The sequence below is a fragment of the Paenalcaligenes hominis genome, from assembly GCF_041359055.1.
GTDB classification, from domain to species: domain Bacteria; phylum Pseudomonadota; class Gammaproteobacteria; order Burkholderiales; family Burkholderiaceae_B; genus Paenalcaligenes; species Paenalcaligenes hominis_A.
Genome location: NZ_JBGJKZ010000002.1, coordinates 670,216 through 681,869, shown reverse-complemented (window position 1 = coordinate 681,869; position 11,654 = coordinate 670,216). Strand labels below are relative to the sequence as shown.

Genomic DNA, 11,654 nt, shown 5'->3' with positions numbered 1-11,654 from the left:
CACACGGTAACGAAGTTTTGATTAATAATACGTGTTTATTCTTAATCATAGACCGAAACGAATGATGTTCTATCGCTTTACTAGCCCCCAAGCCATAGCCGACTATGTGACTGCTGAATGGGTTGCCTTAATTCAACGCAATCCTAAGGCTGTATTAGGCCTAGCCACAGGCAGCACCATGGAGCCCATCTACGATGAATTTGTGCGTCAGGCACGCCAGCAGCAGCTCAACCTAGATCAGCTGTCTACGTTCAATTTAGATGAGTATATTGGTTTAGGTGCAGAACATCCGCAAAGTTATCATTACTATATGCAACAAGAACTATTCGGTTTGGTGCCTTTTAATCCCAAGCGGGTTCATTTACCCGATGGGCTATGTGACAGCTTAGACGAGCAATGTGCGCACTACCATGATTTAATTCAACAGCTAGGCGGCATCGACTGGCAGTTGTTGGGGATTGGCACCAATGGTCATATTGGGTTTAACGAACCTGGCACGTCGTTTGATAGTCAAGTGCATGTTGTGGACCTTTCGCCACAAACACGGCTTGATAACAGCCGTTTTTTTGCAGACAAGTCCCAAATGCCAACCCAAGCCATTACGTTGGGTTTAGGGGATATTATGCAAGCCAAGCAAATCTTGTTGTTGGCTACAGGTGAAAATAAAGCGCAAATTATGGCAGAGCTCTACCACAGTGGGGTTGATGAATCGTTGCCTGCGTCTATTTTGAAAAAGCACTCCAATGTGCGTATTTTGGTGGATGAGGCAGCAGCTCAGCATTTGCCAGCTGCCGCCTTTAACACGGATCTGGCTGTATAAACAGCCCCGTTTTAGCTCAGGTCACCGAGGTGTTAAAAACCAACGGTGAGCTGGGCCCAATAACGACGACCATCATAAACAGCTCCGTGCGTTTCGTTGGTTACGCGTTTGTCAAACACGTTGTAAATCCCCACACCCACGTTTGTGTTTTTGCTAATTTTATAGCCCAAGCCCATATCCACGAAGGTGAATGATGGGGTGCCTTCGCTCATCGAAGTTCGGCTTAAATAGTCTGAGCTTTTGCCGCGGAAATTAACACGAGTCCATAGGTTTAGCTCTGGGCTGTAATCCCAGTCTAAGGTAGTGTTGAACATGTGTTTAGGCATTTTGTTTAACGGTCTACCGCTAAAGTCTCCGCTTTTTTGTTTTGAATGCGTAAAGGTGTAGTTGCTGCTTAATAGCAGGTCGTCAGTAATATTCCAGCTGGCAACGGCTTCAATACCACGCATAACAGCTTTATCTACGTTGACGCGATCACTGATGAATTTATAGCCTTGGTCGCCTGGTGTGACATGGCAAGTGGGAAGTCCATCGGGGTCGGTGCAACGGCGTACTTCGGAAATCTTGTCTTTAAATTGGGTATTAAAAAAGGTTAAGCCTAGGTTTAGGTTTTCGCGGTTATCCCAAATAAAACCAATTTCTTGGCTGATACTTTTTTCGGGCTTGAGATCGGGGTTTCCTACAATCACGGCAGGTACTCCACCACCGCCACCAGTAATTTGTCCCCAGTCTGCTACGGCAGCCCGTAAGCTAGGAGCTTTAAAACCAGTCGATACACCCGCTTTGACGCTAAGCTCATCGCTGGCGTGCCACACCCCGTATAAACGAGGGGTCCAGTGATTGCCGTAGTTTTCATCGTGAGTCAGGCGCAATCCGCTGGTTAAGCTAAAACTAGGGTGTAGCTCCCACTCGTCCTCGGCATAAGCTGCCCACTGGTATCGAGATAAATCACTGACTTCGGGCTTGTATTGGTTGCCGTGATCTTCCAGTTTTTCACTCAGGTACTGTGCCCCAAAGGTGACATGGTGGTTGCCCAACATGGTATTCCATTGCGAATTCAGTTCGGTGTTCTTAATGAACATGTTACGCCCTGGGTTTTTGTTGCGGTCTTGTTGTATGTAGGATTCTGACTGCAGGTTACCGTAGCGCCCTTTGTGGGTCAGAGCATAGCTGTCGCGTGTGTACTTGCTCTCTGAGGCCTCGTTAGGGGTGCAGCCATTGCGACCGCATGTTTCCAGGGCAATGGTTTTGCCTGGGGTTGAAATGCGTTTTTGATCGGTGCGGCCGACCTCGGCGATTAGGTCGTGGTTTTCCGAAGGAGTCAAAGTAAATTTAATGTTGCCGGATTGGGTGTCTTGTTTGTTGAAACCCTGTAGAAATTTGTCTTCGTTACGACGCGATTTTTGCCCAGAGATCTGTACGCCTAGCAGACCTTCTTTGATGGGGCCAGCTACATAAAAGTTACCTTGGTAGATATCGCCTGACTCGGAGTGTTGTTGCAGCGTGGCTTCGGTGCGCAACGACCCAGTCCACGTGTCGGCTATTTTGCGTGTAATGATATTAACCACACCGCCCATGGCTTCGGAGCCATATAATGAAGACATGGGGCCACGAACCACCTCAATGCGGTCAATGGCCTCGATCGGAGGCAGCCAGCCCTGTTCGATCCCTGCGTTATCGCTGTTTGGACGCGTTTCACGAGAGTTAACACGTTTACCGTCAATTAAAATCAGTGTGTAACCCGCCGCCATACCGCGAATACTAATATCGCTCGAGCTGCCACCGCCAGTAACGACTACGCCGGGCACGTCACGCAAAGCATCAGTCACATCACGGTAAGCTTTTTTCTCAAGCTCTTCGCGAGGGATCACGCTAATTGAGGCAGGTGCATCTTCGACCAGTTGTTCAAAACCGGAAGCCGTCACCACAATGTTTTGTAGTTGGGACACGGCGTTTTCTGATTTGTTTTGGGCATGGGCTAGGGGAATAGCCGCGGAGAGGGCGAGGCAAAGCGTGCTTAGCCGCCATCCTCTATGAGAGAGATGTGAGTTCATGTATCAACCTTGTTATCAATCAAAACTATAATGATAATCATTATCGTTCAGAATGATAAAGAAGGTTAAGTTAAAAATAAAGCATTACCTGAAACTTTACAGGGTTGTTAGGGCTGTGCTGTCGGCATCGATAAGCTGTTTAGCCATAGCGTAACACTCGTTGATATGTTGGTTGCCAACTTTGCGCAGCACGGCATAACTAATGCTAGATGCGATGACTGAGCCGACGACGGGTATGTATTTGGTGGCGTATTTACCCGCTAATTTTTTTACGCCTATGCGTTGTAGCACCTGAATGACGAGTTGAGGAGTGATGATTTTTCCCAACAGACCTACGCCAAAATTAGCACCCCCCACGATGACAATTTTTTGTAATTCGGGAGTGAGGTCATTGATTTGGGCTGGGCTTAACCCAAATTCCTCATTAATGGCTGGAATGAGTTGTAACAAAATGGCCACGTCTGTGCTGACATCCACGCCCGGAATAGGTACTACTGCCGCTGCGGCAGAAACGAGGGCGCGTCGCGAAACCAACTTTTGACAGCGTAGGCGGGCTTGGTCGAGTTCAGCAAGAGTGGTGGGGCGCATAGTATGGTTTTCCTTAATTAAGCAAAGCAAAGGGCGCGCTCATAGATTAGCGTTAATAAGCGTAGTTTGCTTTGTTTTATAAATAACAATGTGGGGGCAGGGAGTCATTGTTAAAGGGTCAGGCAGATTCTTTAAAGCAAGCTAAGCGCAATAATTTTATACGTTGCTTTAACTTAAATAAGCAATAGATATAATTTACAAATATTTGACACATTTTGTGAGCTAAATACGCGTTTAAATAGATAGTAATTGTTAAGTTAATAAGCAGCCATAGAGCTCTTTTAAAGATGTTGCTACACTTATTGCATTAAAAATGCTATTTCATAAGAGGAAGGTGTTGAATTATGCCTAAATTAAAATTTGTTAGTCGTTTACTTGCTCCGGTGGCATTATTGGCGTTGGCTGCATGTCAAACTCCACCTACCACTCCAGATACATCGGCCCCAGTAGACGGCACTGCCCCCGCAACTACACCCGCATCCCCAACCGATGCAACCCAAGCACCTGAGGCTCAAATGGCAGCCCCTTTATTGGTGTTCCTAGCCGATACCCAACCTCACTCTGATTGGGCTGAGGTTCAAATCGACGAGAGCAACGTCCTGTATCTAGAGCCCGAGGCCTTCCTAACACGCAATGACCTAGACACCGTCGAGGCCGGCACGTCGGAAACAGGCGAGGGCTTGTTAGCATTAACTCTAAACACAGTAGCCAAAGAGCGTTTGGCACGCTTGACCGAACAAAACCCGAACAAGCGTTTGGCGTTGGTGGTAGATGGCACCTTATTGGCTATTCCCGGCTACTCTGAGCCCATCACCGAAGGCCGCTTGATATTCATGGTCGGCTCACGTGAAAACGCCATGATGGCTGCTCGTATTATTGCTGGTGAAGACGCACAGTAAAGCACTGTCGTAATTTTTTATCATTTGCATAAAAAAACCGGTTGTAAGCGCATTTGGGTTTAATATATACGCATTGCGTATGTTTTATTAGGAATACAACTCATGGCTGTCTCACAACAGGTTTTTTTACGCGATGCAATGCGTCGCTTGAATTTAACACGCGACGTATTTGCGGCGCGTATTGGGGTTAAACGTCGCGCACTCGATACATGGCTACTTCCCGAAGGGTCCCAAGAATTCCGCGGTATGCCTGAAGTCGTACAGCGTTTTGTGACTGAAATCGTTGAAAACGAAAGCCTATTAGAAAAATATGCGCAAAATAATCAACGAGGCCCATTACGTGACCGTATTGCTATTCATGGCAAACACCAACTACTCTCTGTTGAGCAATTTACCCGCGAATCCGTCGAAGAACTTGTACGCATTGCGGATATGATGCAGCCTATTGCACGCCGCCAAAAGGTGTCGCGTGTGCTCGAGGGTGCGGTATTGGGTAACTTGTTTTTCGAGGCCAGCACGCGCACTAGAGTCAGTTTTGGTGCCGCTTTTTGCCGTTTAGGCGGTTCTGTGTGTGACACCACCGGTTTTACGTTTTCCTCCATGGCTAAAGGCGAGTCCATTTACGACACCAGTCGGGTCATGAGTGGTTATGTGGATGCCATGGTTATCCGCCACCCCGAACAAGGTTCAGTGGCCGAGTTTGCAGCAGCCACCAATATTCCTGTAGTCAATGGCGGTGATGGGGCTGGTGAGCACCCTAGTCAGGCACTGCTCGATCTCTACACTATCTTGACCGAGTTCTCACGCTTAGGAAAGCTGCTTGATGGCTCGCATATTGCCATTACAGGCGATCTTAAATACGGCCGTACCGTGCATTCATTAATGAAAATGCTGTCCTTATACAAGGGCTTGAAATTCACTTTGATTTCGCCACCCGGTTTGGAAATGCCCCAAGACATCATCGAACACGTAGCGCAGCGTGGAAATCATGTTATTGAGCAAGCCCATACTATGACAGAGATCAAAGGCGCAGACGTCATCTACGCCACTCGCGTACAAAAAGAGCGTTTTAGTGACGAGCAGCTCGAAGGCTACAGCGCTGATTTTCAAATTAATAAAGCGCTGCTTGATACTTATGGCAAAGAGGACGTCATTATTATGCACCCTTTACCGCGTGATAGCCGTGAAGACGCGCACGATCTAAGTGTGGATCTTAATCACGACCCGCGCTTAGCTATTTTCCGCCAAGCAGATAACGGCATTCCAGTACGTATGGCTATTTTTGCAGTGCTGCTAGGGGTAGAGAACTTGGTTCAACACTCTATGCGCGATGTAACTTGGAGCCCTCCCTCTCACATTGGCCCCGAAGACGCCGTTTTTCATGGCATGTACTAGTTAAGCAGGACTCTAGTTCGAATTAAATGCAGCGACCTTGATGCAAATTAAGGTCGCTGTTGTTTTTTCTAGGCATAGTAGTTCTTCACATGTTTCAGTAATTGATGAAGGACATTGCGGTGCACACTTTACAAACACAACGCTTCACTATCAAAAACAAGTCAATCTTGCCCGTCGTTCAAGGTGGGATGGGTGTGGGTATTTCTGCGCACCGTTTGGCCGGCTCCGTCGCTAAACTGGGTGGCATGGGCACCATTTCAAGTGTGGACTTGCGTCGTCACCACCCCGATCTCATGCAACGCTCGAATGACGACAGCAGCAAAGCCAACATCAATGCGTGCAACCTGCTAGCACTAGACCGTGAAATTAAAGCGGCCAAAGTGCTCGCTGCAGGACAGGGTGCCATTGCCGTTAACATCATGAAAGCCGTTGAAGCGTATCCGGAATACGTGCGCCAAGCTTGCCAAAGCGGTGCAGATGCCATTGTGGTTGGTGCAGGTTTGCCGCTGGACTTGCCAGAGCTGACAGAGGATTTTCCGGATGTGGCCCTGATACCTATTCTCTCGGATGCCCGTGGTATACAGCTGGTGCTGCGTAAATGGCTACGCAAAAATCGCCTACCCGACGCCATCGTTATTGAAAACCCCAAATTTGCAGCAGGCCACCTTGGCTTGGCGAATGTTGAGCAAATGGATAGCCCTAATTACCAATTTGAAATTGCTATTAAAGAAACTCTCGCCGTATTTGAAAAGCTTGGCATTGCACCGATTCCTTTAATTGTAGCCGGAGGGATTAGTGACCCGCACCAAGTTCAACAGCTTTTGGATTTAGGTGCCAGCGCAGTACAACTAGGTAGTGCATTTGCAGTGACCGAAGAGGGCGATGCACACCCTAACTTTAAACAGGTCTTAGTAGACGCTGAACCTGAGGATATTGTTACGTTTATGAGTGTAGCCGGCCTGCCCGCGCGCGCCGTCCGCACGCCTTGGCTGGATGCGTACCTACACAAGGAATCCAAATTGCAACAAGTCGCCAAAGAGCGCGAGTGCTCTGAGGGTTTTGATTGTCTTGCTTTTTGTGGTTTACGCGATGGTGTTGCTAAAAGCGGCCAGTTTTGCATTGATCGTCAACTGGCCTATGCGCTCGTTGGCGACGTCGCCCGCGGTCTCTTTTTCCGCGGCTCTGAAGCACTACCACTAGGCAAGCGGATTGCTCCTGTTAAAGAGCTTATGGAGTATTTACTCAGCACTCTTTCTCCAGCTACTTCTACCCAAGCAACTTGATTCTTTTTGGCGTGCTTTTATAGCCAGTCGTTTGCAAAGCTGAGGCTGAAAGTTAAAGCGTTCCTCATTTATAAACAACCGTTCACAAAATGGGAGTGAGGAGTTAAACCGTTCTTTTGACGCATTTTCATAATCGGTTATTCGCTAGATAAAAGCAAAGAGTTAAACCATTTCTTTGGCGCGCTTTCATAAACAGCCACTCGCTAGGCAGTGCTCACTCGCTGCGCTCGCTCCGCGCTGAATCGCTCATAGCTGTTTATGACGCACGCCTAGGAGAGATTATGTTTAGCACAGGTTTTTCTTTTATTAAGCCCTTAGCAAATCCACCACCAAAAAAATCCCCATTTCTAAAAAACCACCTCAATCCACTGGTATTTTCAGCTCATCCTTACATCAGTCACTTCTAAAACAACTTCCCCAGTCCGTCTTTACTCACCTCAGCCCACCTTAGACTAACGATCGAACGGTTCAGCGCGGAGCGAACGCAGTGAGCGAGCACTGCCTAGTGAGAGCGTTAGACTGAGGGGGGATGCGGGAGCAAACGAATGCAGGCTTTATGATGTAACGCTGTAAAAGCATAAGGGGCAATAGCAAATGAATAAACACTTTAAACTCAAAATAGAAAGAGTTTAAAGCAGCTATCAGACCTTTCTTTGATTCGTCGCACTCTGGAGTATTTAGCGGAGCAAAAACGTTCTTTTGGCGCGCTTTCATAAACAGCCACTCGCTAGGCAGTGCTCACTCGTTTCACTCGCTCCGCGCTGAATCGCTCATAGCTGTTTATGACGCACGCCTAAGGGAGGTTATGTTTAGCATACATAGGTTTTTCTTTTTCAAGATTTGAACAAATCCATCATCTCTAAAACAATTAGCACAACTAGTGTTAAAAATTACCTTAACCAACTGACATTCTTAGCCTATCTTTACCTCGGCCTTATTGAAAACAAGCACTCTTAAAGAAGTAGGTTCTAAAGCAATCACTTCTAAAACAACTTCCCCAGTCCGCCTTTACTCACCTCAACCCAACTCAGACTAACGATCGAACGGTTCAGCGCGGAGCGAGCGTAGTGAGCGAGCACTGCCTAGTGAGGGCGTTAGACTGAGGGGGGATGCGGGAGCAAACGAATGCAGGCTTTATGATGTAACGCTGTAAAAGCATAGGGAGCAAGAGCAAACGGTTGAACAGGTCAGATTTAAAGTAATAAGAATTTGACGCTACTATCAGACCTTTCTTTGACTCGTCGCACTCTGGAGTATTTAGCGGAGCAAAAACGTTCTTTTGACGCATTTTCATAATCGGTTATTCGCTAGATAAAAGTAAAGAGTTAAACCATTTCTTTGGCGCGCTTTCATAATCAGCCATTCGCTAGGCAGTGCTCACTCGCTGCGCTCGCTCCGCGCTGAATCGCTCATAGCTGTTTATGACGCACGCCTAGGAAAGGCTGTGGTGCAGCACAGGTTTTTCTTTTTCAAGCTTTCAGCAAATCCATCATCTCTAAAACAATTAGCACAACTAGTGTTAAAAATTACCTTAACCAACTGACATTCTTAGCCTATCTTTACCTCGGCCTTATCTAAAGCAAGCACTCTTAAAGAAGTGGGTTCTAAAGCAATCACCCCTAAAGCAACTCCCCCAGTCCGTCTTTACTCATCTCAGCCCAACTCAGACTAACGATCGAACGGTTCAGCGCGGAGCGAGCGTAGTGAGCGAGCACTGCCTAGTGAGAGCGTTAGTCTGAGGTGGGGGCGAGAGCAAACGGTTAATGTCGTTGGATCATGATATTTAAGAGGCGGGAGCAAATGATTAATGCCATTAGATCATGCCACCAAGAAGCGGGAGCAATAACAGCAAGGAAAAAAGACTACCTGCAAGGCTTACGCTAAAATACCCCTAATTCAAAGCCCCCACTTTAAAGGTACTCCGTGATCCGCTGTTTGCTCGTAGAAGACGATACTGTCAACGCCAAGTTTGTTCAAAAAGCCCTCGAAAAACAAGGTTATCACGTCACTTGGGCTGCTGATGGGGCCACTGCGCTCGAGCAACTTTTGCATCACGATTGGAGTCTTGTGATTCTGGATCGAATGTTGCCCGACGAGTTCGATGGGCTAAGCTTACTTACTACTATTCGCTCTTTGCAAAAAAGTTACCCGGTTCTCGTGTTAAGTGCTTTATCTGGTTTGGATGATCGGGTGCGTGGCCTGAAAGCAGGTGGTGATGATTATTTGGTAAAGCCTTTTGCTTTGCCCGAGTTATTGGCGCGGGTTGAAGTGCTGTTGCGGCGTTATGTGTTGACGCAAAAACCGGAGGACAGCACGGAACTGATTGTGGGGGATTTACGCATTGATTTACTTAGCGCTAAAGTCGAGCGCGCCGGTCAAACCATCTTGCTACAACCTAAAGAGCTGCAGCTTTTGGTGTATTTAATCAAACATAAAAACCAAATAGTGACGCGCTCTATGCTGTTAGAGCAGGTATGGGGTTATCGCTTTGAGCCCAATACTAATCTTACCGATGTGCAAATTAGCCGTTTACGTAACAAAATCGATAAACCCTTTGAGCATGCGTTTATTCAAACTGTGCGTGGGGTGGGTTATCGATTTGTTTACGAACCCTAGCGAGTCCTACTATGTTTTTTTTATCTCGGCTTATGCAGCGCATTCATTCCTCGTTAACGTTGCGTTTTAGCTTGCTGTATGGGTTTTTAGGCGTAGTCATTATTATTTTTTTGCTGGGTTTTATTTTCTTGCAAGTGATGGGCGCTTTGCATGCTCAGCAGTTCAAGCAAATTACTAGTATGGCTAAGCGAGTGGAGGGTCTATATGCCACGCAGGGGCGTGATGTGGTGATTGATTACATCCGCTATGAAATTCAAGGACAGTCATCTGACTTGTGGCTCTTTATGGACTCAAATGAGCACAAAGTGGTAGGTAATATGGATTATTACCCCATGGCTTTTGAGGGCAGTGACTATATTGCTGATCTCACGGTGCATAAAGACAGTAAAAGCATTGAGGCTAAGCTACAGCGTGTGCATCTAGGGGGCGATATTGTGCTGGTCGGTAAAGATTTGCATGATATTTATGCTTTTAGAGGCTTAATGCTACGAGCGAGTTTAATCACCATTATGATGGGCTTGTTTTTTGTGGTGCTCAGTACATATTGGTTTAGAGCAGAGATAGCATCTAATGTTAGTGTGATTCGACGTACGGCTGCTCATATTCGAGCGGGGCAGTTTAAGCGCCGTATTCCTGTGGAAAATACCGATGATGAGCTTAATTTATTGATTAAAGAGCTCAATTTGATGTTGGATCATCTAGAGAAATCCTTAACGGGGGTGCGCTATTTATCAGAAACTATTACCCATAATTTGCGTACTCCAATTATGCGGATTACCTCACATTTATATCCATTAGCTCACGAGGCTGTTACGCCCGAGGCAGCACAGGAAAAAACACAGCAGGTCTTAGAAGAGCTAGAGTCCTTAACCACCTTGTTTGATAAATTGCTGCAAATTTCTGAGCTTGAGTCGGGCGTTTATAGACAAAGTAAACAAGAGGTGAATTTCAGCGTACTGCTTAATGACATGGTGGCGTTGTATGGTCCGTATGCCGAGGAAAAGTCCATGCGGCTAGAGGCTCACCTGAGCCCTGACTGTTATGTGCATGGTGATGTTGATTTGTTAGCCAGTGCTTTAAGTAACCTTTTAGAAAACGCCTGCAAATACGGTCATTCGCTGATTCAGCTGCGACTCTACAAAAAAGGTTATTTAACGGTTTTTGAGATAGAGGATGATGGTATTGGGGTCAGTGACAAGTCGCTGGCAAAACTGGGCACTCACTTTTACCGTGATCAGGTGGCTGAGCATATTCCGGGCACAGGTTTGGGGTTGACTAGCGTTTTAAGTATTGTGAGTTTTCATCAGGGCCATTGTGAGTTTTATCGCTCCGCGCTTGGTGGTCTAGGTATACGCATTACCTTTGAATCAGTGTAAAACCCAGAAAACAGTCTGAAAAAAGGGCCGCGACTAGTAGAAGACCCCTAGGTATGCGTCTTTATTACTAAATTGTAATCTTTGGTTGCTCTGGGGTCGTTATATTTAGTGCTGCGTACTGACTACGACTATTTGAAAGTGAGAAAAAAGTGAAATTTAAAATTAATGCTAAGGAGCTCTGGTCAGGTGGGTTACTGGTGCTCATCGGCATGGCTACGGTTATAGGTAGCCTCAATTATCAAATTGGTTCTTTAGCACGAATGGGGCCTGGCTACTTTCCCTTGATGTTGGGAGGGATTTTAATGGTGCTAGGTTTATTGGTGTTAATTAGTCCCGAAATGGACCGCGCTGGTGGTGATGGTGACTTAGAGAAGCTCAGTATTAAAGCGCAACTTATCACTTGGGGTTTAGTGGTTGGTTCGGTAGCTTTGTTTGCGATTCTGGGTAAATACGGTGGTTTGGTGCCCGCTACGTTTTTCTTAACCTTTGTGGCGGCGTTTGCGGATCATAAAAATACTTTTAAAGTGGCGTTGGCCGTCGGTGTGGTCTTAACCGCTTTTACCGTAGCAGTTTTTCATTACGGTCTACAAATGCAGTTACCGTTATTCACTTGGGGTTAAAAG

At 46.6% G+C, this 11,654-nt stretch carries 9 protein-coding genes; 7 read left to right on the top strand and 2 right to left on the bottom strand.

Features of this window, described 5'->3' with window-relative positions:
• Nucleotides 1–61: 61 nt before the first annotated feature.
• The gene (gene nagB / locus ACBP46_RS07125; protein WP_371016035.1) at nucleotides 62–820 is read left to right on the top strand and encodes a glucosamine-6-phosphate deaminase; all 759 of its coding nucleotides are present in this window, start codon (nucleotides 62–64) and stop codon (nucleotides 818–820) included.
• A 32-nt stretch (nucleotides 821–852) separates the two neighbouring features.
• Here the strand turns inward: nagB and ACBP46_RS07120 are convergent, their stop codons facing one another.
• Together ACBP46_RS07120 and ACBP46_RS07115 are read right to left on the bottom strand one after the other, a co-directional pair.
• Complete coding sequence (locus ACBP46_RS07120; protein ID WP_371016034.1) at nucleotides 853–2,874, bottom strand: ligand-gated channel protein; 2,022 nt, start codon at nucleotides 2,872–2,874, stop codon at nucleotides 853–855.
• Between the two features lie 96 nt (nucleotides 2,875–2,970).
• Entirely contained in the window at nucleotides 2,971–3,462 is a 492-nt protein-coding gene (locus ACBP46_RS07115; protein WP_371016033.1) for a hypothetical protein, read from the bottom strand.
• A 344-nt stretch (nucleotides 3,463–3,806) separates the two neighbouring features.
• Here ACBP46_RS07115 and ACBP46_RS07110 point away from each other — a divergent pair, with 344 nt between their 5' ends.
• From ACBP46_RS07110 to ACBP46_RS07085, 6 genes are all read left to right on the top strand, one after another.
• The gene (locus ACBP46_RS07110) at nucleotides 3,807–4,361 is read left to right on the top strand and encodes a SecDF P1 head subdomain-containing protein (protein ID WP_371016032.1); all 555 of its coding nucleotides are present in this window, start codon (nucleotides 3,807–3,809) and stop codon (nucleotides 4,359–4,361) included.
• 102 nt (nucleotides 4,362–4,463) lie between these two features.
• Nucleotides 4,464–5,756 carry an aspartate carbamoyltransferase gene (locus ACBP46_RS07105; protein ID WP_371016031.1) on the top strand — a complete coding sequence of 431 codons (1,293 nt, stop codon included), beginning with the start codon at nucleotides 4,464–4,466 and terminating at the stop codon, nucleotides 5,754–5,756.
• Nucleotides 5,757–5,860: 104 nt separating this feature from the next.
• Nucleotides 5,861–7,039, top strand: coding sequence for an NAD(P)H-dependent flavin oxidoreductase (locus tag ACBP46_RS07100; RefSeq protein ID WP_371016030.1), 1,179 nt, complete (start codon nucleotides 5,861–5,863; stop codon nucleotides 7,037–7,039).
• Nucleotides 7,040–8,962: 1,923 nt separating this feature from the next.
• Nucleotides 8,963–9,655: a response regulator transcription factor gene (locus tag ACBP46_RS07095; protein ID WP_371016029.1), complete on the top strand. Its 693-nt coding sequence runs from the start codon at nucleotides 8,963–8,965 to the stop codon at nucleotides 9,653–9,655.
• Between the two features lie 11 nt (nucleotides 9,656–9,666).
• Nucleotides 9,667–11,031 (top strand): sensor histidine kinase, encoded by a 1,365-nt coding sequence (locus tag ACBP46_RS07090; RefSeq protein ID WP_371016028.1) that lies wholly within the window; start codon nucleotides 9,667–9,669, stop codon nucleotides 11,029–11,031.
• Between the two features lie 149 nt (nucleotides 11,032–11,180).
• Nucleotides 11,181–11,651: a tripartite tricarboxylate transporter TctB family protein gene (locus ACBP46_RS07085; RefSeq protein WP_371016027.1), complete on the top strand. Its 471-nt coding sequence runs from the start codon at nucleotides 11,181–11,183 to the stop codon at nucleotides 11,649–11,651.
• Nucleotides 11,652–11,654: the final 3 nt, after the last annotated feature.

What these genes read in the sequence shown, in the direction of transcription:
- nagB (WP_371016035.1), top strand. Translation starts at nt 62, where the DNA reads ATGATGTTCTATCGCTTTACTAGCCCCCAAGCCATAGCCGACTATGTG.
- ACBP46_RS07120 (WP_371016034.1), bottom strand. Translation starts at nt 2,874, where the DNA reads ATGAACTCACATCTCTCTCATAGAGGATGGCGGCTAAGCACGCTTTGC.
- ACBP46_RS07115 (WP_371016033.1), bottom strand. Translation starts at nt 3,462, where the DNA reads ATGCGCCCCACCACTCTTGCTGAACTCGACCAAGCCCGCCTACGCTGT.
- ACBP46_RS07110 (WP_371016032.1), top strand. Translation starts at nt 3,807, where the DNA reads ATGCCTAAATTAAAATTTGTTAGTCGTTTACTTGCTCCGGTGGCATTA.
- ACBP46_RS07105 (WP_371016031.1), top strand. Translation starts at nt 4,464, where the DNA reads ATGGCTGTCTCACAACAGGTTTTTTTACGCGATGCAATGCGTCGCTTG.
- ACBP46_RS07100 (WP_371016030.1), top strand. Translation starts at nt 5,861, where the DNA reads ATGAAGGACATTGCGGTGCACACTTTACAAACACAACGCTTCACTATC.
- ACBP46_RS07090 (WP_371016028.1), top strand. Translation starts at nt 9,667, where the DNA reads ATGTTTTTTTTATCTCGGCTTATGCAGCGCATTCATTCCTCGTTAACG.